The 21,319-nt window shown below is 70.4% G+C and carries 18 protein-coding genes; 11 read left to right on the forward strand and 7 right to left on the reverse strand.

All coding sequences use genetic code 11. The features are described from left to right. Positions 1-39: 39 nt before the first annotated feature. The 6 genes from J8M50_RS16205 (at position 40) to J8M50_RS16230 (ending at position 8,388) form a co-directional block, all read left to right on the forward strand. Positions 40-1,146, forward strand: a complete 1,107-nt coding sequence (locus J8M50_RS16205; protein WP_010350259.1) for a sensor histidine kinase — start codon at positions 40-42, stop codon at positions 1,144-1,146. A gap of 125 nt (positions 1,147-1,271) precedes the next feature. After that, complete coding sequence (gene pheS, locus J8M50_RS16210) at positions 1,272-2,393, forward strand: phenylalanine--tRNA ligase subunit alpha (RefSeq protein ID WP_010350258.1); 1,122 nt, start codon at positions 1,272-1,274, stop codon at positions 2,391-2,393. Next, entirely contained in the window at positions 2,393-4,882 is a 2,490-nt protein-coding gene (gene pheT / locus J8M50_RS16215) for a phenylalanine--tRNA ligase subunit beta (RefSeq protein ID WP_010350257.1), read from the forward strand. The genes pheS and pheT overlap by 1 nt, the downstream gene beginning before the upstream one ends. Before the next feature lie 264 nt (positions 4,883-5,146). Further along, positions 5,147-6,130 carry a PP2C family protein-serine/threonine phosphatase gene (locus J8M50_RS16220; RefSeq protein WP_306044932.1) on the forward strand — a complete coding sequence of 328 codons (984 nt, stop codon included), beginning with the start codon at positions 5,147-5,149 and terminating at the stop codon, positions 6,128-6,130. Between the two features lie 191 nt (positions 6,131-6,321). Next, entirely contained in the window at positions 6,322-7,662 is a 1,341-nt protein-coding gene (locus J8M50_RS16225; protein WP_010350255.1) for an NsdA family TPR-like regulatory protein, read from the forward strand. A gap of 195 nt (positions 7,663-7,857) precedes the next feature. Then, a complete protein-coding gene (locus J8M50_RS16230) occupies positions 7,858-8,388 on the forward strand; it encodes an NUDIX hydrolase (RefSeq protein ID WP_010350254.1) in 531 nt (176 codons plus the stop codon). Between the two features lie 3 nt (positions 8,389-8,391). Here the strand turns inward: J8M50_RS16230 and J8M50_RS16235 are convergent, their stop codons facing one another. Beyond that, entirely contained in the window at positions 8,392-8,658 is a 267-nt protein-coding gene (locus tag J8M50_RS16235; protein WP_010350253.1) for a hypothetical protein, read from the reverse strand. A 204-nt stretch (positions 8,659-8,862) separates the two neighbouring features. Beyond that, positions 8,863-9,723, reverse strand: coding sequence for a 3-hydroxybutyryl-CoA dehydrogenase (locus J8M50_RS16240; RefSeq protein ID WP_010350252.1), 861 nt, complete (start codon positions 9,721-9,723; stop codon positions 8,863-8,865). 131 nt (positions 9,724-9,854) lie between these two features. On the opposite strand from J8M50_RS16240, the gene J8M50_RS16245 reads away from it, so the two are divergent. After that, complete coding sequence (locus tag J8M50_RS16245) at positions 9,855-11,060, forward strand: glycoside hydrolase family 10-like protein (RefSeq protein ID WP_029183345.1); 1,206 nt, start codon at positions 9,855-9,857, stop codon at positions 11,058-11,060. 75 nt (positions 11,061-11,135) lie between these two features. Continuing rightward, entirely contained in the window at positions 11,136-11,573 is a 438-nt protein-coding gene (locus tag J8M50_RS16250; RefSeq protein WP_010350250.1) for a GNAT family N-acetyltransferase, read from the forward strand. 2 nt (positions 11,574-11,575) lie between these two features. On the opposite strand, the gene J8M50_RS16255 is transcribed toward J8M50_RS16250, so the two are convergent. Beyond that, a complete protein-coding gene (locus J8M50_RS16255) occupies positions 11,576-12,019 on the reverse strand; it encodes a DUF6314 family protein (protein ID WP_010350248.1) in 444 nt (147 codons plus the stop codon). A 126-nt stretch (positions 12,020-12,145) separates the two neighbouring features. Between J8M50_RS16255 and J8M50_RS16260 the strand changes: the two genes are divergently transcribed. After that, complete coding sequence (locus tag J8M50_RS16260) at positions 12,146-14,620, forward strand: alpha-L-arabinofuranosidase family protein (protein ID WP_010350247.1); 2,475 nt, start codon at positions 12,146-12,148, stop codon at positions 14,618-14,620. Here the strand turns inward: J8M50_RS16260 and J8M50_RS16265 are convergent. Beyond that, complete coding sequence (locus tag J8M50_RS16265; RefSeq protein ID WP_010350246.1) at positions 14,607-15,038, reverse strand: carboxymuconolactone decarboxylase family protein; 432 nt, start codon at positions 15,036-15,038, stop codon at positions 14,607-14,609. The two genes, J8M50_RS16260 and J8M50_RS16265, sit on opposite strands and share 14 nt — an antisense overlap. Positions 15,039-15,102: 64 nt before the next feature. Then, positions 15,103-16,335, reverse strand: coding sequence for a cysteine desulfurase (locus tag J8M50_RS16270; protein ID WP_010350245.1), 1,233 nt, complete (start codon positions 16,333-16,335; stop codon positions 15,103-15,105). A gap of 81 nt (positions 16,336-16,416) precedes the next feature. Between J8M50_RS16270 and J8M50_RS16275 the strand changes: the two genes are divergently transcribed. Further along, entirely contained in the window at positions 16,417-17,007 is a 591-nt protein-coding gene (locus tag J8M50_RS16275) for a CGNR zinc finger domain-containing protein (RefSeq protein WP_040835196.1), read from the forward strand. 96 nt (positions 17,008-17,103) lie between these two features. Here J8M50_RS16275 and J8M50_RS16280 read toward each other — a convergent pair whose 3' ends face one another. Beyond that, complete coding sequence (locus J8M50_RS16280) at positions 17,104-17,736, reverse strand: hypothetical protein (RefSeq protein WP_010350243.1); 633 nt, start codon at positions 17,734-17,736, stop codon at positions 17,104-17,106. 28 nt (positions 17,737-17,764) lie between these two features. Then, entirely contained in the window at positions 17,765-18,139 is a 375-nt protein-coding gene (locus J8M50_RS16285; RefSeq protein ID WP_010350241.1) for a VOC family protein, read from the reverse strand. Between the two features lie 274 nt (positions 18,140-18,413). Here J8M50_RS16285 and J8M50_RS16290 point away from each other — a divergent pair, with 274 nt between their 5' ends. After that, positions 18,414-21,284, forward strand: coding sequence for a YfhO family protein (locus J8M50_RS16290; RefSeq protein WP_010350239.1), 2,871 nt, complete (start codon positions 18,414-18,416; stop codon positions 21,282-21,284). Positions 21,285-21,319 lie beyond the last annotated feature (35 nt).

A 21,319-nucleotide genomic window follows, 5' to 3' on the forward strand; every position in this document is an offset into this window, starting at 1 on the left:
CGTGCTCGGGGGTCCTCGTCTGGGAGGTGGGGTGCGAGGATGAGTGCGGTCACGAGCGGTACGCCGGAAGCCCGCAGGGTGTGGTGGCCGCCCGGGGTGGGGCCGGACGAACTGCCGGACGGCCTGGTGGTCGCCGATGAGCGCGGCCTGGTCGTCTGTTTCAACGCCGCCGCGGAACGGATGACCGCGACCGCGGCGGCCGACGTCCTCGGCAGGCCGCTGGACAAGGCGCTGCCGTTAGAGGACCTGGAGGGCCGCCGCTGGTGGCAGCTCACCGATCCGTACGGCGGCCTCGCCACCCGGGTGCGCCAGCCCGAACGCAACCTGCTCCTGCCCGGCGGACGCGAGTTCCTCGTCTCCGCCCGCTACGTCCGCGACCGCCCCGCCGGCCCCGTACAGAGTGTCGTCGTCTGTCTGCGCGACACCGAGGCCCGCCGCCGCACCGAGCGCTCCCACGCCGAGCTGATCGCCACGGTCGCCCACGAACTGCGCTCCCCCCTCACCTCCGTCAAGGGCTTCACCGCGACGCTCCTCGCCAAGTGGGAGCGCTTCACCGACGACCAGAAGCGCCTCATGCTGGAGACCGTCGACGCCGACGCGGACCGCGTCACCCGCCTCATCGCCGAGCTGCTCGACATCTCCCGCATCGACTCGGGCCGTCTCGAAGTCCGCCGCCAGCCCGTCGACATGGGCGCCGCCGTCGGCCGTCACATCCAGGCGTACGTCGCCGCCGGGCTCCCCGCCGACCGCTTCCTCCTGCGCATCGGCCATCCCCTGCCCTCGCTGTGGGCCGACCCCGACAAGGTCGACCAGGTGCTCAGCAACCTCATCGAAAACGCGGTGCGCCACGGCGAGGGAACCGTCACGATAGACGTCACGTCCGCCGCGTCCCCCCGTGAGGGGGAGGACACGGGCACGTCGGTCACCGTGAGCGACGAGGGGGCGGGTATCCCGGAGGAGTCCATGAACCGCGTCTTCACCCGCTTCTGGCGGGGCAGCAAGCGCGGCGGCACGGGCCTCGGGCTCTACATCGTCAAGGGCATCGTCGAGGCCCACGGCGGCGTCATCACGGTCGGCCGCGCCCCCGAGGGCGGCGCACAGTTCCGATTTACGTTGCCCGTGGCAGCGCCTGCTTATCTGAGCTAGGCCGCCACGGGCGCGTTCGAACATCCGCACCCCGTTAGACTCGGCCTTTGGCACCTTTGTGTCCCACAGAGCTCAGCGGAGCCGGTCACGGGGACTCCAGCCAGCAATCGGAAGCACGGGAAGAGATGTCGGCACCGAATAAGTCGTACGACCCAGTAGAGGTCGAGGCCCTGAAACCGGAAGAAGTCGAGCGCATGCGGGACGAGGCGCTCGCCGCCTTCGCCGCCGCCACCTCGCTCGACGCCCTCCAGGAGGCGAAGGTCGCCCACACCGGCGGCACCTCCCCGCTGGCCCTCGCCAACCGCGAGATCGGCGCGCTCCCCCCGCAGGCCAAGGCCGCCGCGGGCAAGCTCGTCGGCCAGGCGCGCGGCGCCGTCAACAAGGCGCTCGCGGCCCGCCAGGCCGAGCTGGAGGCCGAGCGCGACGCCCGCGTCCTCGTCGAGGAGGCCGTCGACGTCACCCTGCCGTACGACCGGATCCCGGCCGGCGCCCGCCACCCGCTGACGACCCTCTCCGAGCGCATCGAGGACGTCTTCGTCGCGATGGGCTACGAGGTCGCCGAGGGCCCGCAGGTCGAGGCCGAGTGGTTCAACTTCGACGCCCTGAACATCGGCGCCGACCACCCGGCGCGCGGCGAGCAGGACACCTTCTTCGTCCAGGCCGCCGACGGCACCGCCGACTCCGGCCAGGTGCTGCGCACCCACACCTCGCCCGTGCAGATCCGCTCCCTCATGGACCGCGACCTGCCGGTGTACGTGATCTGCCCCGGCGTCGTCTACCGCACGGACGAGCTGGACGCCACGCACACCCCGGTCTTCCGCCAGGTCGAGCTGCTCGCGGTCGACGAGGGCCTCACCATGGCCGACCTCAAGGGCACCCTGGACCACATGGTCCGCTCCCTGTTCGGCCCGGACATGAAGACCCGGCTGCGGCCGAACTTCTTCCCGTTCACCGAGCCGTCCGCCGAGATGGACATGGTCTGCTACGTCTGCAAGGGCGAGTCCGTCGGCAACCCCGACCGCCCCTGCCGCACCTGCTCCTCCGAGGGCTGGATCGAGCTGGGCGGCTGCGGCATGGTCAACCCCAAGGTGCTGACCGCCTGCGGCGTCGACCCCGAGAAGTACAGCGGGTTCGCCTTCGGGTTCGGCATCGAGCGCCTGCTGATGTTCCGCCACAACGTCGAAGACATGCGAGACATGGTCGAAGGTGACGTCCGCTTCACCCGGCCGTTCGGGAGTGAGATCTGATGCGTATCCCGCTTTCCTGGCTGCGGGAGTACGTCGATCTCCCCGCCACCGAGACCGGCCGTGACGTCCAGGCCAAACTCGTCTCCGCAGGCCTTGAGGTCGAGACCGTCGAGCAGCTCGGCGACGGCCTCAAGGGCCCCCTCGTCGTCGGTCAGGTCCTCACCATCGAGGAGCTGGAGGGCTTCAAGAAGCCGATCCGCTTCTGCACCGTCGACGTCGGCACCGCCAACGGGACCGGCGAGCCGCAGGAGATCGTCTGCGGCGCCCGCAACTTCGCCGTCGGCGACAAGGTCGTCGTCGTCCTGCCGGGCGCGGTCCTGCCCGGCGACTTCGCGATCGCCGCGCGCAAGACGTACGGCAGGACGTCCCACGGCATGATCTGCTCCAGCGACGAGCTGGGCATGGGCGACGACGGCACCAAGGGCATCATCGTCCTGCCGCCCGAGACCGAGATCGGCAAGGACGCCATCGAGCTGCTCCAGCTCGTCGACGAGGTCCTCGACATCGCCGTCACCGCCAACCGCGGCGACTGCCTGTCCATCCGCGGCGTCGCCCGCGAGACGGCCATCGCGTACGGCCTGCCGCTCAGCGACCCGGCGCTCCTCGACGTGCCGGGACCGAACGCGTACGGCTACCCGGTGCAGGTGAGTGACCCCTTCGGCTGCGACCGGTTCACCGCCCGCACGGTCACCGGCCTCAGCTCCGAGGCGCGCTCCCCGATCTGGCTGACCCGCCGCCTCCAGAAGGTCGGGGTCCGCCCGATCTCCCTCGCCGTGGACGTCACGAACTACGTGATGATGGAGCTGGGCCAGCCTCTCCACGCCTACGACCGCGCCAGCGTCCAGGGCACGATCGGCGTCCGCCGCGCGGCCGAGGGCGAGAAGCTCGTCACCCTCGACGCCGTCGAGCGCACCCTGCACTCCGAGGACCTCGTCATCACCGACGAGCGCGGGCCCATCGGCCTCGCGGGCGTCATGGGCGGTGCGAACACGGAGATCGACGACGACGGGGCCACCGGTGACGTCGTCATCGAGGCCGCCCACTTCGACGCGGTCGCCATCGCGCGCACGGCCCGCCGCCACAAGCTGTCGTCCGAGGCGTCCCGCCGCTTCGAGCGGGGCGTCGACCCGCAGGCCGCGTCCGCAGCCGCCCAGCGCGCCGTCGACCTGCTCGTTCTGCTTGCCGGTGGTACCGCCGAGGCGGGCGTCACCGAGGTCATCTCGCCGTCCGCGCCGCACACGATCAGCATTCCGGCCGACCATCCCGACAGCGTCGCGGGCGTCGTGTACGGGCGCGAGACCGTCGTACGGCGGTTGCAGCAGATCGGCTGCGACGTGTACGGGCAGGACGAGCTGATCGTGACGGTTCCGTCCTGGCGGCCCGACCTTGCCGCGCCCAACGACCTTGCGGAAGAGGTCATTCGGCTGGAGGGGTACGAGAACCTGCCCTCCACGCTGCCGAAGCCGCCCGCCGGGCGGGGGCTGACCGGGCGTCAGCGGTTGCATCGCCGGGTGGGCCGTGCGCTGGCCGGGGCCGGGTATGTCGAGGCGCCGTCCTACCCGTTCATCGGGGAGCAGGTCTTCGATCAGCTGCTGCTGGACGCGGACGACGTTCATCGCCGGGTTGTGAAGCTGACTAATCCGCTCAATGACGAGGAGCCCGCGCTTCGTACGTCGTTGCTGCCCGGGTTGCTCGGGGCGCTGCGGCGTAACGACGGGCGGGGGGCTCATGATCTCGCCCTGTTCGAGACGGGGTTGGTGTTCCATCCTCGGGAAGAGCAGGCCGTCGCTGCGGTGTTGCCGGTCGATCGGCGGCCCACGGATGAGGAACTCGCGTCTCTGGACGCCGTGTTGCCGGTTCAGCCTCGGCATGTGGGGGTTGTGCTGGCCGGTGCTCGGGAGCAGGCCGGGTGGTGGGGCAAGGGGCGTCCTGCGGACTGGGCCGATGCGGTCGAGGCGGGGCGGTTGGTCGTGCGTGAGGCCGGGGCGGAGGTTGTGGTGCGGCAGGGGCAGTACGGGCCCTGGCATCCCGGTCGGTGCGCCGAGTTCGTGATCGGTGAGACCGTCGTGGGGTATGCGGGCGAGCTGCATCCTCGGGTGGTCAAGGCGTTCGGGCTGCCTGCGCGTACTGCTGCGATGGAGATCGACCTGGACGCGGTGGAGGCGGCCGGGGTGGGGCTTCTTGAGGCGCCTCGGATCTCGTCGTTCCCCGTTGCCACGCAGGATGTTGCGCTGGTGGTGGAGAGCGGGGTTCCTTCTGCTGCGGTCGAGGCTGCGCTTCGGGAGGGGGCCGGGGAGTTGCTGGAGGCTGTTCGGTTGTTCGATGTGTACGAGAACGTTGAGCAGTTGGGGGAGGGGCGGAAGTCGCTCGCCTATGCTCTGCGTTTCCGTGCGGGTGACCGGACACTGACGGTTGATGAGGCTTCGGCCGCTCGGGATGCTGCTGTTGCTCTCGCGGGGGAGCGTACGGGGGCTGTTCTGCGGGGTTGATGTATCGCTGCCGGGTGCGGGTGGATTGCGGCTGGTCGCGCAGTTCCCCGCGCCCCTGGAGCGGCGTTGCCGCTCAGGGGGTTTCACTCATACGGGTGACAAGTCCCTGCTCGGTAGCCCCTATTCGTCATCCGCCGACAGAATGCAGACCGGTCTCATTGGGGCCGGTCTGTTTTCGTTCCTGGCCTAGATGGGGGGCCGTCGGGGATGTTCAGCGTCAGGCGGTCGTGGGGGTGGGTGGTCACTCCCGTGATGTGGGGGGCCGTGGCGGTCACCTCGTATCAGTTGGTCTGTCCGTTCGTCGGGGGAGCGGTGGTCTGTGCCGTCGCGCTGCATCTGCGACGGGAGTTGAAGCAGGCCCGGTACGTCGCCGGGGTTGCCCAGAGTGTGGTGTTACGGCCCTTGCCGCCCCGCGTCGAGGGGCTCGGCGTCGCCGCTGTGCAGGTTTCCGCCGAGCGGGGGGCCTCCGTCGGCGGGGATCTGTACGACGTCGTCGGCACCGAGTTCGGGGTGCGGGTCGTGATGGGGGACGTACGGGGGCACGGGCTCGCGGCGTTGGGGACCGTCGCGGCGCTGCTCGGGGGGTTCCGGGAGGCGGTGTACGACGAGCCCGAACTCGGGGGAGTGCTACGCCGGTTGGACCGTACGCTCGCCCGGCACCTACGGGACCGCGCCCTCGCCGAACACCCCTCCAGCGGGCTGGAGTTGGAGTCGGGTCCGGTGGGGGAGGAGTTCGTCACCGTGCTGTTGCTGGAGATCGGCGCGGACGGCGGCGTACTGGCACTGAACTGCGGCCACCCGTGGCCGTACTTGATCACGGGGAGTCGGGTGCTGCCCCTTTCGAGAGCGGACCCCCTCCCACCTCTGGGCCCGTTCCCCCTGCCGGCCGACCTGGCAGCGGAGCACGGATTTCTCCTCCCTGGCGAGTCGATGGTCCTGTTCACGGATGGCGCGGAGGACGCGAGGGACAGGAGGGGCCGCTTCTTCCCGCTCCCGTACATGCTGGAGAGAGCGGCGGCGGAACATGGCGGTTCGCCAGGGGAGTTGGTGACAACAATCCTCACGGACCTCCTACGACACACGGCGGGAAGGCCAGGGGATGACGCAGCCTTACTGGCACTTCGCAACGCCCGCTCAGGTAGCTCTTTCAGGGGCGCGGGGCAGCATCTATCAGCGGCTCCGCCGCGGGGCGCGACCAGCCACATCCGGCCCGCACCCGACAACTCACCTCTAGCCCCACATCCTTAGTCCCCCACCCTCCGACCGGGACGTCGCAACTTCGAGGGGGAGCCGCCGCCCCGGCCGGAGGCACTCCAGTGAACCGGCACCGACCCGCCCCCCAAAACCGTACGCACCCCACATTCACGAGCGCTCCCTTCACACCCCGTGTGAACCCACCCCCACTACGCTGGACCCACCGAGCCACAACGGGGGCCAGCATGCAGCCCAACACCCTCCTCGACGCCATCCTCGACGAAGCCGGCATCTCCCACGCGGGCCTGGCCGCTCACGTCAACGAGGTGGGCCGCAGACGAGGGCTGGCCCTCAGGTACGAACACACCGCCGTGGCCCGCTGGTTGAAGGGCCAGCGCCCGAGAGGCCAGGTCCCGGACCTGATCTGCGAGGTCCTGGCAGCGCGCCTGCACCGCCCGGTGACGCTGGACGACATAGGTCTCGGCGTCCCGGGCGAACCCGGCGCCCCCCACTCGGGCACACTCTCGGGCTTCGTGGAGCGAGCAACGGCGTTGTGGCGCTCGGACGAACAGCAGCGCCCGCACATCCTCGGGGCCCCGGCGGTCACCGGAACCCCCGCGGTGATGCCGGTGTGGGAGTGGGAGAACCCGCCGGAGGACGTGGACGTGAGCCGGGGCGGGCGCCACCGCGTGACCGCCGGGGACATCGAGATGCTGAGGGCGGCCCGCGCCCACTACGAGCAGATGTACCGCAAGGCGGGCGGCGTGGCGACGCGCGCGAGGATCGTCGGTTTCCTGAACGCGGAGGCGGCCCCGCTGCTGAGGGGCGGCTACACGGACGCGACGGGACGCCAACTGCACCGCGCGACAGGCGGGTTGGTGGCGATCGCGGGCATCTGCGCGTACGACTCGGACGCGCACGGCCTCGCGCAGCGCTACTTCCACCAGGCACTGCGCCTGGCAAAGGCCAGCGGCGACCGGGGACTTGGCGCGTACGTGATAGCGCTGCTCGTCAACCAGGCCCTGTTCATGCGGGAGTTCCGGCAGGCGGTCGCGTTCGCGGAAGCGGCGCTGCGGACGGCCGGCAAGCACATCACCCCCGCTCTCGCCTCCGACCTGTACGCGATGCAGGCGAAGGCGTACGCGCACCTCGGTGACGGGACGAGCGCGATCTCCTGCATCCGGCGCGCGGAGGCGGCGGCCGACCGCATCCGGCGCGGCCACGAGCCCGACGAGACGGGCTACGTCCAGCCGGGCCTGGTCAACGTCCAGATCGCGGAAGCCCTGTTGAGCCTCGGCGACATCGCAGCCGCCGCCGAGCACGCCGCCGCGGCCGTCGAAACCCCGGCGCACGACCGGGGCCGCGTCCACCGCCTCGCGATGCTCAGCACGATCGAGCTGCGGCAGGGCAACGCGGACAAAGCGGTCGTCACGGCCGTCGAAATGGCCGAGCAGGCGCGGGGGATGGAGTCCCAGCGGCTGCGCGACCGGCTGCGCGAGGTCCGCGAGCACCTGGCCCGCAGCGGCGGCGCCGGTACGGCCGAGGCCGCCGAGCTGATCGACGGGGCGCTGCGGGTTCCGCTGTAGGGAGACCCGTACCCGTACGACTGATGAGCGGCGTACGGGGAAGCCGCACCACTAGCCCCTGCCCGCGTACCCGAAAGCGCCCCCTGGTTCACCCCCGATCCGCCCCCTGTGTGCTCCCGCTCCCACCTCCGTACCTCTCCGCCGCACATCCCCTGCTGCGATATTGCCCCTTACCCGACGGAAGGTGGCAGAACCGTGCAGTGGACGAAAAAAAACGAACAGGCCGTGTACGTGAACCGGTGGTTCAGCGTCAATCTCGCGGACGTCGAACTGCCCGACGGGCGGCACCTGGACCACTTCCTCATCCGGCTGCGGCCGGTCGCGGTCGCGACGGTGGTCAACCAGGCGAACGAGGTGCTGCTCCTGTGGCGGCACCGTTTCATTACGGACAGCTGGGGGTGGGAACTCGCGGCCGGCGTCGTCGAGGACGGCGAGGACGTCGCGTACGCGGCGGCGCGGGAGCTGGAGGAGGAGACCGGCTGGCGGCCGGGGCCTCTCCACCACCTGATGACCGTCGAGCCGTCCAACGGACTCACCGACGCCCGCCACCACATCTACTGGGCGGACGAGGGGGAGTACGTCGGACACCCGGTCGACGACTTCGAGTCGGACCGCAGGGAGTGGGTCCCGCTCAAGCTCGTCCCCGACATGGTCGCCCGTGGGGAGGTCCCGGCCGCGAACATGGCCGCCGCCCTGATGCTCCTGCATCACCTCAGGCTGGGGTGACGTCTAGCGGCCCATCCTCTCCCAGAGGGTGGCCACCAGAGCGCCGATGGACGTGACCGCGGCCAGTGAGGGAAGCGGCCAGCGGCGGTGTTCCAAGGTGACGATCCGGCTGTTCAGCTCGTCGAGTTCCTTGGCGGTCTCCTCGGTACGGTGGGTCAGCAGAGCGAGGCCGCCCTCGACGCGGGCGTACGCCACGTCGAGCCGGCGCCGTAACTCTGCGAGTTCTTCAGCCTTCATCGTCCTGGTGGGATGTTCCGGATCGCCGGTCACCTCTCCGCTCCTCTCCGCGATGATCCGTGATGGTCCGTAACGGAACGCCATCCCTTGCATGCGCATGAAGAGTGAACCTCCCTGGTGGGCGCGGCGGGAGAGTGTGCGGAGGGCATATGCGGGCCCGGCGCGCACACGGTGTGTGAATGGCGCGGGCCCGGCGCTCCGAAGAGCGCCGGGCCCGTTCCGGGTGACGGTGCGTGATCAGGCGTACGGGTAGAAGCCCGCGCCGGACTTCCGGCCCAGCCGGCCCGCGTCCACCATGCGCTGGAGCAGCGGGGGAGCGGCGTACAGGGGCTCCTTGTATTCCTCGTACATGGAGTGCGCGACCGACGCGACCGTGTCCAGGCCGATCAGGTCCGACAGTTTCAGCGGGCCCATGGGGTGTGCGCAGCCCAGTTCCATGCCGTTGTCGATGTCCTCGCGGCTCGCGATGCCCGTCTCGAACATCCGGATCGCGGACAGGAGGTAGGGGATCAGCAGCGCGTTCACCACGAAGCCGGAGCGGTCCTGGGCGCGGATCGCGTGCTTGCCGAGGAGCTTCTCGGCGAAGAGCTGGGCGCGGGAGAGGGTGCCCTCGCTGGTGGTCAGCGCCGGGATCAGCTCGACGAGCTTCTGCACCGGGGCCGGGTTGAAGAAGTGGATGCCGATCACGTGGTCCGGGCGGGACGTCGTGACCGCGAGCTTCACCAGCGGGATCGACGAGGTGTTGGAGGCGAGGATCGCGTCCGGGCGGGTCACGACCTGGTCCAGGACCTGGAAGATCTCCGCCTTCACCTGCTCGTTCTCCACGACCGCCTCGATGACGAGGTCCCGGTCGGCGAACTCGCCGAGGTCCGTGGTGAAGCTGAGGCGGGCGAGCGTGGCGTCCCGCTCCTCCTCGGTGATCTTGCCGCGTTCGGCGGCCTTCGTCAGCGACGTGAGCAGCCGGGTCCGGCCGTACTCCAGGGCCTCGCCGGTCGTCTCGGCGACCTTCACGTCGAGTCCGGCGCGGGCACAGACCTCGGCGATACCGGCGCCCATCTGGCCGCAGCCGACCACTCCGACGCGTTCGATGTCGGTCACATCGCTCCTCTCACGGTGCTGATCCTGCTCCGAACGTGCACGTTACTAGCAAGTATCGATGATCGATCGCCGGGGTCGGGCATGCTGTGCCCCGAGATGATCCGCACATCGAGTTTCCAAGGGGTTCTGCTATGGGGCGAATGACTCGGCGGGCGTTCGCGGTGGCGGCGCTGTCGGTGGTGGCGGGGGCGACGAACGCGGCTGCGGCGGGGCGGGAGTTCGGGGGGTCCGCCCGGCGTGAGATGCGGGGCATGTGGCTCGCCACCGTCGCCAACCGGGACTTCCCCTCCAAGGCCGGCCTCACCGTGGCCCAGCAGCGCGCCGAGCTGGTCTCCTGGCTCGACCTCGCCGTCCGGTCCCGGCTCAACACCGTGATCTTCCAGGTGCGGCCCACCGCCGACGCGCTCTGGCCGTCCCCGTACGAGCCCTGGTCCGCCGTCCTCACCGGCACGCAGGGCGTGAACCCCGGCTGGGACCCGCTCGGTACGGCCGTCGCGGGGGCCCACGCGCGCGGGCTCCAGCTGCACGCCTGGTTCAACCCGTTCCGGATCGCCAACCACACGGACCCCACGAAGCTCGTCCCCACGCACCCCGCCCGCGTTCACCCCGAGTGGGTCGTGACGTACGGCGGGCGTATGTACTACAACCCCGGGCTGCCCGAGGCCCGCGCCTTCTGCCGCAGGGCGATCCTCGACGCCGTACGCCGCTATCCCCTGGACGCCGTCCACTTCGACGACTACTTCTACCCGTACCCCGTCGCGGGCCAGGTCTTCGACGACGACGCGGCCTACACGGCGTACGGCAAGGGCTTCCCCGACCGCGCCTCCTGGCGGCGCGCCAACATCGACCGCTTCGTCCTCGACATGGCCGCCCGCATCAAGGCCGTCCGCCCCGCCACCCGCTTCGGCGTCAGCCCCTTCGGTGTCTGGCGCAACAAGACGACCGACCCCCTCGGCTCCGACACCCGCGCCGCCCAGTCCTACGACGACAACTTCGCGGACACCCGCAAGTGGGTGCGCGAGGGCTGGATCGACTACATCGTCCCCCAGGTGTACTGGAACATCGGCTTCGCGGCGGCGGACTACGCGAAGCTGGTGCCGTGGTGGGCGGAGGTCGCGAAGGGCAGCCGTACGGAGCTCTACATCGGCGAGGCGCTGTACAAGGCGGGCGATCCGGCGCAGGCCGCTCCCTGGCAGGACCCGGCCGAACTCTCCAGGCACCTCACCCTCGCGGACGCCCGGCCCGAGGTGCGGGGGCATGTGTATTTCGCGGCGCGCGAGGTGAGGGCGGACCCGATCGGTGCGTTCTCGCGGGTGGTGAAGGACCACTACAAGTAGGCGGCTGTGGGGTGGGCTCCGTGGGTCCCGCAAACCCCTTCGACGCCGGCCGCCCCCACCTGCGACCCTCCTCCCATGACCGACACCTTCCCCCTCGCCGAGGGATACGAGTTCTCGCACGACACCGGCCGCATCGACGGCGAGCGGGTGCACAAGTGGCTGTCCACCGATGCGTACTGGGCGCTCGGCAGGGACCGGGAGAAGCAGGACGCGGCCATCGCCGGGTCGCTCAACTTCGGGGTGTACGCGGTGGGTTCGGGGGAGCAGGTGGCGTACGCGCGGGTGGTCACCGACCGGGCCACCTTCGCGTGGCTGTGTGATGTGTACGTCGATCCGAGTGTGCGGGGGAAGGGGATCGGGACCTCGTTCGTGGCCGGAGTCCGGGATCACCTCGCGCAGTTCGGCATCCGCAGGATGCTGCTCGCGACCCACGACGCGCACGGCGTGTACGAGAAGGTGGGGTTCGCGGCGCTGGAGAAGCCGGATCAGTGGATGGCGTTGTATTTCGGGTGAGTTCAGGGCCGGCGGGTGTAACGCGTCGTGAGGACAAGGTCCTTCGCCGGGCCGCCCACCCGCCACACCGTCAGCCAGTGGTCGGGGTCCTCTACCGTGAACTCGCCCCGGTAGAGGTCGGCGGAACAGGGGTGATCGGCGACATGGTGGCCGGTCGTGAGGTCGAGGCCGTGGAAGGGCCGCCCGTCGGAGAAGCGGACGTCGGCCGAGCCCGGCGTCGCTCCCGGCAGGAACCGCAGGGTGCGTGAGGCGGGCCGGGCGACGCCCTGCCAGGTGAACGTCCCGGACTCCAGGTGCAGCAGCCCGGGGGAATCGGATGGCTGGAAAACGGTCGTACCGGTGAACTTCCCGGACTCCCCGCTCGCCAGATCCCGCACGGACCGCGAGACGAGCCAGGACCCGGCGAGATAGCCCAGCGCATCCGCGACCGGCCACAACTCGCTCATCCGTCCCCGCCTTTCGACACTTTCGGTACTGCGCGGCTCATTGACGCGCATGCGCCCCCTCCCTATCTTGCCGTTCGAAGTGCTGACCATCGTCCGATATTTCGCACATCGAGCCGCGGAGCCCCCATGTCACGCACCCGCCTGAGACTAGGTCTCGGCGCCACCGCCCTCCTGCTGGCCACGGCCGCCCTGCCCGCCACCGCGCACGCCGCCCCCACCGACTACGCGATCACCGTCGACCCCGCCGCGAAGGGCGCGAAGATCGACGACACGATGTACGGCGTCTTCTTCGAGGACATCAACAGGGCCGCGGACGGCGGCCTGTACGCCGAACTCGTCCAGAACCGCTCCTTCGAGTACTCGACGGTCGACAACCGCTCGTACACCCCGCTGACGGCGTGGACGGTCACCGGCTCGGCGAACGTCGTGGACGACGCGGGCCGCCTCAACGACCGCAACCGCAACTACCTTGCCCTGGGCGCCGGTTCGGCGGTCACGAACTCCGGCTACAACACCGGGATCCATGTCGACCAGGGCGAGAAGTACGACTTCTCGGTCTGGGCCCGCGCCGAGTCCGGCACCGCGCTGACGGTCACCCTCCAGGACGCGGACGGCACCCTGGCGACGGCGCGCGAGGTCGCCGTACGGGCGGGCGGCTGGCGGCAGTACAAGGTGACGCTGACGGCGACCCGCACGAGCAGCGCCGGCCGCCTGACCGTCGCCTCCACCGGGGCCGCCGCGCTGGACATGGTCTCGCTGTTCCCCCGCGACACCTACAAGGGTCAACCCAACGGCCTGCGCAAGGACTTGGCCGAGAAGGTCGCCGCCCTGAAGCCCGGCTTCGTCCGCTTCCCCGGCGGCTGCCTGGTCAACACCGGTTCCATGCAGGACTACAGCGCGGCGTCCGGCTGGCAGCGCGCCCGCTCGTACCAGTGGAAGGACACGGTCGGCCCGGTCGAGACCCGCGCCACCAACTCCAACGTCTGGGGCTACAACCAGAGTTACGGCCTCGGCTACTACGAGTACTTCCGCTTCTCCGAGGACATCGGCGCGATGCCGCTGCCCGTCGTCCCGGCGCTGGTGACCGGCTGCGGCCAGAACCAGGTCATCGACGACCCCGCGCTCCTCCAGCGGCACATCCAGGACACCCTGGATCTCATCGAGTTCGCGAACGGACCCGTCACCTCCAAGTGGGGCAAACTCCGCGCGCAGATGGGCCACCCGAAGCCGTTCCACCTCACACACATCGAGGTCGGCAACGAGGAGAACCTCCCCGTCGAGTTCTTCGACCGCTTCAAGCAGTTCCGGGCGGCCATCGCGGCCAAGTACCCGTACATGACGGTGATCTCCAACTCCGGCCCGGACGACTCGGGTTCGACCTTCGACACGGCCTGGCAGCTCAACAAGGACGCCAAGGTCGACATGGTCGACGAGCACTACTACAACAGCCCCGAGTGGTTCCTCCAGAACAACGACCGCTACGACACGTACGACCGCAGCGGCCCGAAGGTCTTCCTCGGCGAATACGCCTCCTGGGGCAACGCGTTCAAGAACGGCCTCAGTGAGGCCGCGTTCATGACGGGCCTGGAGCGCAACGCGGACGTCGTCAAACTCGCCTCGTACGCACCGCTGTTCGCGAACGAGGACTACGTCCAGTGGCGCCCCGACCTGATCTGGTTCAACAACCACGCCTCCTGGAACTCCGCCAACTACGAGGTTCAGAAGCTCTTCATGACCAACGTCGGTGACCGCGTCATCCCCTCGACGGCCACCAACACCCCGTCCCTCCAGGGCCCGATCACGGGCGCGGTCGGCCTCTCGACGTGGGCGACGAGCGCCGCGTACGACGACGTCAAGGTCACCGGCGCCGACGGCACGACCCTGCTGAGCGACGACTTCTCCGGCGACGCCTCGAAGTGGACCCCGTCGGGCGCCGGGAACTGGAGCGTCCAGGACGGGAGTTACGTCCAGACGGACACGGCCGCCGAGAACACCCTCGTCAGCGCGGGCGACCCGAGCTGGCACGACTACGACCTGCATGTGAAGGCCACCAAGAAGGCAGGAAAAGAAGGGTTCCTGGTCGCGTTCGGCGTCAAGGACACCGGGAACTTCTACTGGTTCAACATCGGCGGCTGGAACAACACCCAGACCGCCGTCGAACAGGCCGTGGACGGCGGCAAGTCGACGCTGATCTCGAAGCCGGGCAGCGTCGAGACCGGCCGCGCCTACGACGTCGACGTCAAGGTCCGGGGCCGCCAGGTCACCCTCTCCATCGACGGCAAGGAGTGGGGCAGCTTCGCCGACGACAAGCCGGCCGAGCCGTTCCGCCAGGTCGTCACGCGCGACGCGAGGACCGGCGAGCTGATCGTCAAGGTCGTCAACGCGCAGGCCACGGACGCCCGTACGGCGATCGACCTCGGCACGTCCCGGGTCGCGTCTAGGGCCCACGTCACCACGCTGGCCGCTGCCGCCGACGCGGTGAACACGGAGACGGCCACGCCGGTCGCGCCCGTGACGTCCACCGTCGACGGGATCGCCAGGAAGTTCACGTACACCTTCCCGGCGAACTCGGTGACGTTCCTGCGGATCAAGCAGAGGTAGCCGGCAGGATCCCCCGCTCCGTGAAGACCTTCTTCGCGACGAACGTCGCGTTGAGGGACTTCGGGAAACCGCAGTACCCGGCCGCGTGCATCAGCGCCTCCGTGATCTGCGTCGGCGTGAGGCCGACGTTCAGGGCGGCGTTGATGTGCACCTCCAGCTGGGGCTCGCAGCCGCCGAGCGCGGTGAGCATCCCGAGCGTCACCAACTGGCGGTCGCGGGGCTCCAGTTCGGGGCGGGAGTAGATCTCGCCGAAGCCCCAGGCGACGATCTGGTGCCCCAACTCGGGGTTGATGTCGGCCAGCGAGTCGATGACCCGCTGGCCGGCCTCGCCGTCGACCGCGCGCAGGACTTCGAGGCCGTGGGCGAAACGCTCCTCGCGGGTGGTGCTCTCGTTCTTGTCCGTCTCGTTGTTCGTCATGAGTCAGACCGTAGGAGTTGGAGCGCGCTCCAGCGCAAGCGCGTTTCCCCGTGTCGGGATCTCCTCAGACGCCGAAGTACTTCTGCGCCGCCCGCACGCCCTCCACCAGCGCGTCGACCTCCGCCGCCGTGTTGTACACGTAGAAGCTCGCCCGCGTCGTCGCCGGGATCCCGTACCGCTTCACGATCGGCCGCGCGCAGTGGTGCCCGACGCGTACGGCGACCCCGCGCTCGTCGAGGATCTGGCCGACGTCGTGCGGGTGGACGCCCTCCACGGTGAAGGAGAGCGTCGCGCCCCGGTCGGCGAGGTCGGTGGGGCCGATGATCCGTACGCCGTCGACCTGCTGGAGTTCCTGGAGCGCGTACGCCGTCAACTGGTCCTCGTGCGCGGCGACTTCGCGCATGTCCAGGGCCGTGAGGTAGTCGATGGCCGCCGCGAGCGCGACCGCCTGGGACGTCATCGGCACGCCCGCCTCGAAGCGCTGCGGCGGCGGCAGGAACGTCGAGCGGTCCATCTCGACGATCTCGATCATCGAGCCGCCGGTGAGGAACGGCGGGAGTTCCGCGAGGAGTTGACCACGGCCCCACAGGACGCCGATGCCGTTCGGCGCGAGCATCTTGTGGCCCGAGAAGGCGAGGAAGTCCGCGCCCAACTCCCGTACGTCGACCGGGCGGTGGGGGACCGACTGGGCGCCGTCCACGACGACCAGCGTGCCGAACCGGTGTGCGCGGTCGGCGAGTTCGCGGACCGGGTTGATCGTGCCGAGGACGTTCGACTGGTGGGTCAGCGCGAGGACCTTCGTGCGCTCGTCGAGGAGTTCGTCGACGCGGCTCAGGTCGAGGCGGCCGTCGTCCGTGAGGCCGAACCAGTCCAGCGTGGCGCCCGTCCACTGGGCGAGCTGCTGCCAGGGGACCAGGTTCGCGTGGTGCTCCATCTCCGTGACGACGATCCGGTCGCCCGGACCGAGGCGGCCGGCGTTGCCGAGCGCGTACGCGACCAGGTTGATGCCCTCGGTGGTGTTCTTCGTGAACACGATCTCGTCGTCCTCGGCGCCGATGAACGCCGCGACCGTGTGCCGCGCGTCCTCGTACCCCTCCGTCGCCTCCACCGAGAGCTGGTGCGCGCCGCGATGCGGGGCGGCGTTGCGGGTCAGGTAGAACTCCCGTTCCGCGTCCAGGACTTGCAGCGGCTTCTGGGTCGTCGCGCCCGAGTCCAGATAGACCAGCGGGGCGCCCGAGTCCAGGGTCCGGCGCAGGATCGGGAAGTCCTCGCGCACCACGTCCACGTCGAAGCTCACGGTCGGCCACCTCTCACGGTTTCGGAGTTCGTCCCCCGTGAGGATGGTAACTCTTCCTCACGGAGAACCCTGCCGGTTAGCATGAGAGCCGTGCCTGTCCATCTGCATCAGACGCCCGTGCCCGGCGAGGAGCGGTACGTGTCGCTGGCCCTGGTCAACACGCGGTACGCGCTCACCCACGGCCCGGTCGACCTGCTCGCCGACCCCGACGCCGCGCACCTGTGGCTCGTGCGGCACGCCCTGCTGCCCGACCGTATCGCCCTGAACGGGAGGCAGTTCGGCAGGCTGCTCGGCGTACGGGACGCGGTCCGGGACGCGTTCACGGCGTACGCCGCACGGACGCCGCCCCCCGAGACCGGCCTCGCTGCCCTCAACTCCGCGCTCGCCGCCGCCCCTTCGACGCCCCGCCTCACCTGGCCCGCAGCGGGGCCCCGCCGCACGACCGACCCCGACACCGGCAACCCGGCCGCAGCCTCCCTCGCGCTCCTCGCCGAGGACACCGTCGACCTCCTCACCGGTCCCGACGCGGATCAGCTCACGGAGTGCGCGGCGCAGGGGTGCGCGCGCTGGTTCCTGCGGTCGCACGGGGCGCGGCGGTGGTGCTCGACGAAGTGCGGAAACCGGGTCAGGGCGGCGCGGGCGTATGCGGCGAAGAAGGAACGCGGGGTCTGAAAGGGGGCGGAGTTGAAGGGGCGCTGAGCCTTGAGCGGCACGGAGCCGAAGAGGTGCTGAGCCTTGAGGGGCGCGGAGTTCGAAGGGCCCCGGGGCCTACGCGCTCCTGCGCCGGAACCAACCCCGCCTGCGCTCCTCCCCGAACCCCGGCAACCCCTTGAACTCCTCGTCCAGCGTCACCGTAGGCGTCACCCGCCGCAACACCTCCCGTACCCGCGTCAGCGGATGGTCCGGGAAGCGCGCGTCCCACTGCTCCAAGTCGCCCACGTGGTACGGGAGTCCGCCCTGAGCCCCGTACGGATGCGGCCGGAAGTACTCCTCGGGCCCCACCTCCGCCAGGATCATCGCCTCCCGCATCCCGGTCATCGCCCCCTCGGCGGCCTGCGCCTTGACCACGACGCTGCACCGGTCCCTCGGCACGGTCCACGACGCCAGGAACGCCTGACCCGGCCGCGACCCCAGCGGCATCTTCACGAGCTGCCACACCGCCGGCACCCCGTCGACCGCCCCCGACTCGGCCTCGATGAGCCCGCCCCCGCTCCCGGCGACCACCTGCGCGGCACCGGCACGCAGACGCGCGGGGTCGCTCAGGGGCGCCGGGAGATCGGGGACGAGAGGAAAGAAGTGCACGGACAGGAGCAGCCCCGCCCCGTCCTGCCACAGGCCGGACTCGACCTCGGTGAAACCGGTGAGGCCGAGCCCGGTGACCGGCGTGTTCGCTATGTTCACGCCGGTCATCCTCGCAGGTCGGACGGGTTTACAGGTACGGCCTCGTGAGCAGCTCGATCGCGTGGCCCGACGGGTCCTTGAAGTACACGCCACGGCCGTCGTGCTCGGTGTTCGTCTCACCGGGGCGGGTCATCTGCGGGTCGGCCCAGTGCGTGATACCGGCCTCGCACAGCCGCTGGTACGCACGGTCGAACAGCTCGTCGTCCACGAGGAACGCGTAATGCTGCATCTGGATCTCGACCGGCGGCTCCGCGAACTGGAGCAGTGTGCCGTCGGCGAGCAGGATGTTCGCGAACGGACCCCAGGACGGGGCCTCGTCGACTTCGAGGAGTTCACGGAAGAACCGGGAGGACTCCTGGCGGTCCTTGGACACGATGATCGTGTGGTTGAAAGAAGCGGGCATGAAGTGGTCGACCTCTTCGCTCGGAACGGAAACTGCGGAACGCGTCGTCGTCTCCGAGCGTGCGGCGGGGCTCGACCCCGCCCGAGGATCAGTCGGCCACCGGGTAGCCGATCCGTGAGTGGCGCCTGCGCGCCGATCCGGTGTTCATGAGGGTGACCCTAGCCAAGGGCGACGGCGGCCGACAACCCGCAATCAAGGGGAACAGCCGTCGACAACCCGGTGAACCTTCCGGAACCCCGACAACCCCCGGACCCCCGCCCGACTCTGAGCCTGCGTGGAAACGACCACCCGTACCCGCCGCACCGTCGCAGGCATCGCCGCGCTCCTCACGCTCGCCGTCTTCTGCGCGGCCGACGCGATCGCCCGCAGCTTCCCGTTCGGCCCGCGCACGCGCAACGTCAACGACCTCGGCAACCAGTACCTGCCGTACCACGCGCACCTCTGGGACCTCCTGCACGGCCGTGCCGACGGCGGCCTGGTCATGAACTGGCAGTCCGGCTTCGGCGCGAGCTTCCTGCCCGACTTCGCGACGTACGTCAGCAGCCCCTTCGCGCTCCTCGTCGGCGTGTTCCCGCGCGACGAGATCGACCTCGCGGTGTACGTCATCACCGTGCTGAAGACGGCGTGCGCGGCGGCGGCCATGACCTGGCTCCTCCTCCGGCTCCGGCCCGGCCCGCGCTGGGCCGCCGTCCTGCTCGGCGTCTCGTACGCGCTGTGCGGCTGGAGCCTCGCCGACGCGTCGTACAACCTCATGTGGCTCGACGGGCTGATCGCGCTGCCGGTGCTGTGCCTGGTGGGGGAGTGGCTGCTCGCCGGGCGCCGGTACGTCGTGGGGGTCCTGGTCGTGGCGCTCGCGTGGACCGCGAACTTCTACACGGCGTACATGGCGACGCTCGGCGCGGCGCTGGTCCTGGCCGTACGGCTGGTCCTCCTCGCCCCGCCGCGCCGCGAGACCCTCGCCACGCTGGGCCGCGCCGCCCTCACGGTCGCCCTCGGCATCGGCCTCGCGGCGCCCCTCGTCACCGTCGTCTACTTCGGCAGCAAGCACGCCTCGCCGGGTCACTTCAGCGGCTTCGTCCCCTCCGACACGGAGGACGTCCTCGCCCGCCTGATGCCGACGACGTACGGCTTCGCCACGCCGAGCCTGTACGTCGGTACGACCGCACTGCTGCTCGCGCTCGCCCTGCCGTTCCACCGCGCGGTGCCGTCCCGGGTGCGGTGGGCCTGGTCCGGCCTGATCGCCCTCATGTTCGCGTCGATGCAGTGGGAACCGACACAACTGGCCTGGCACGGCTTCACGACACCGCAGGGCTCGGGGTACCGGGAGGCGTTCGTGCTGTGCGGGTTCCTGGTGCTGGCGGCTTGGTACGGGGTGTCGTACGGGGTGCCGGGGGTGCGGGCGCTGGGGATGGCGGGTGGGATCTTCGTGGTGATGGGGGCGGTGGCGAGCGGAAGCCACTTGGTCCGGCCGTTCGTGCTGCCGATCGCGGGGGTGGTGGCGGTGGGGGTGCTGGTGGGGTTGTGGCTGTTTGGGAGGGCTGCGGGGGAGGACGGGGGCGCGGGTGGTCGTAAGGAAAGGGAAGGAGACGCGGGCGGCGATAAGGAGGAGGAAAGGGGTGCGGGCGGCCGTAAAGAAGCCGATGATCACACCGCAGCCGCAGCCGCAGCCGCAGCCGCAGCCGCAGCCGCAGCACCGACCGAAGTCGCCGCACTCGCAGTCGCGCCCACCGAAGCTGAGGCACCGACCGGAGCGGTCACCCTCGCCGGAGCCGCTGCGCCCGGCGAAGCTGTGGCAGCCGCCGCAGCCGCAGTCGCGCCCACCGAAGCTGCGGTACTGACCGAAGCAGCCGCCCTCGCCAGAGCCGCCGCGCCCGGCGAAGCCGTGGCAGCCACGCCCGCACTGAAGCCCCGCAAGAGATTCCCCCGCCCCCTCCCCGCCACCCTCGCCATCGCCCTCCTCCTCACCCTCCAACTCGGCGAAGCCACCGGTACCTCCGCCGTCACCACCCGGCTCCGGCTCGCCCACTTCGACAACTACGCCCCCTGGGGCGCCCGCCAGACCGCGCAGGCCGAGGCCGTCGCATCGGCGGACGGCTGGCCCGGCTACCGCACCGACCCCGGTCGCGAACAGACCGTCGGGAACGATCCGTTGATGGTCGGCGGGCAGGGCGCCCAGTACTACAGCAGCCACACGTCCGACGTCCTGTACCGCACCCTCACCGCCCTCGGCGACGGCTGGACCTCCGGCGGGCGCAGTCTTCAGAGCCTCGACAACGCCGTCACCGACACGGTCTTCTCCGTCGGCGCGCGCGTGCACTCCCCGCCGGACCCGCACCAGGACTGGTTCCCGCAGGACGGCACCGGCGAGACGGTGACCAGGCAGGACGTACCGCCGCTGGTGACGGTACGGCCGAGGACCGTACGGCCGGAGTTCGGTACGTCGCCGTACCGCAACCAGGAGCTGCTGCTGGGGACGACGGTCTATACCGTGCCGAGGGTCACCCTGCGCGGCACGAGCCTCACCGCGCGGTGCCCGGCGGGCAGCGAGGCGTACCTCTACGCGCCGCGCTACGCGGGCACCGCCCGCCTGGAGGGCAGCGACCTCACCGGCAGGTCCCGCTCGGACCTGCGCAAGAAGATCGCGGCGATGGCGAGACTGGGCCAGGTCCCGCCCTCGGGCGAGGTCCGCATCACCCTCGCCCCGAACAGGGTGAGCCGTATGCCGGGCCAGGGCTCGATCGGCTGCCTCGACACGGGCAGACTGCACGCCGCAGCGGACCACCTCCGGGCGACCGGCGCGACGAAGGTGACCGTCGACGACGGCACGATCCGAGCCGAACTCCCACAGGGCAGCCGGGGTCTCGCGGTGATCGCGGCCCCCCGCATCGCAGGCTGGCGCTGCGCGATCGGCGACGCCCCGGCCGTACCGGCACAGGACTTCCACGGCCTGATCGCGGCCCCCCTGAACCCCACCTCGTCCACCCTGACCTGCACGTTCCACACACCGGGCCTACGCCTGGGACTCGGTGTCGGGGGCGTTGCGCTGACCGGCACCCTGCTGCTCGCGGCGTGGACCGCGCGCGCCAGACGACGGCGCACCCAGGCGCGCGCCGAACCCCACGAGGACCTGGTCATGGCGTCCTGAGCCCCACCCACGAGAGGTACGCCACGGTTTTCCCG

It is taken from the genome of Streptomyces acidiscabies, from assembly GCF_020010905.1.
GTDB classification, from domain to species: domain Bacteria; phylum Actinomycetota; class Actinomycetes; order Streptomycetales; family Streptomycetaceae; genus Streptomyces; species Streptomyces acidiscabies.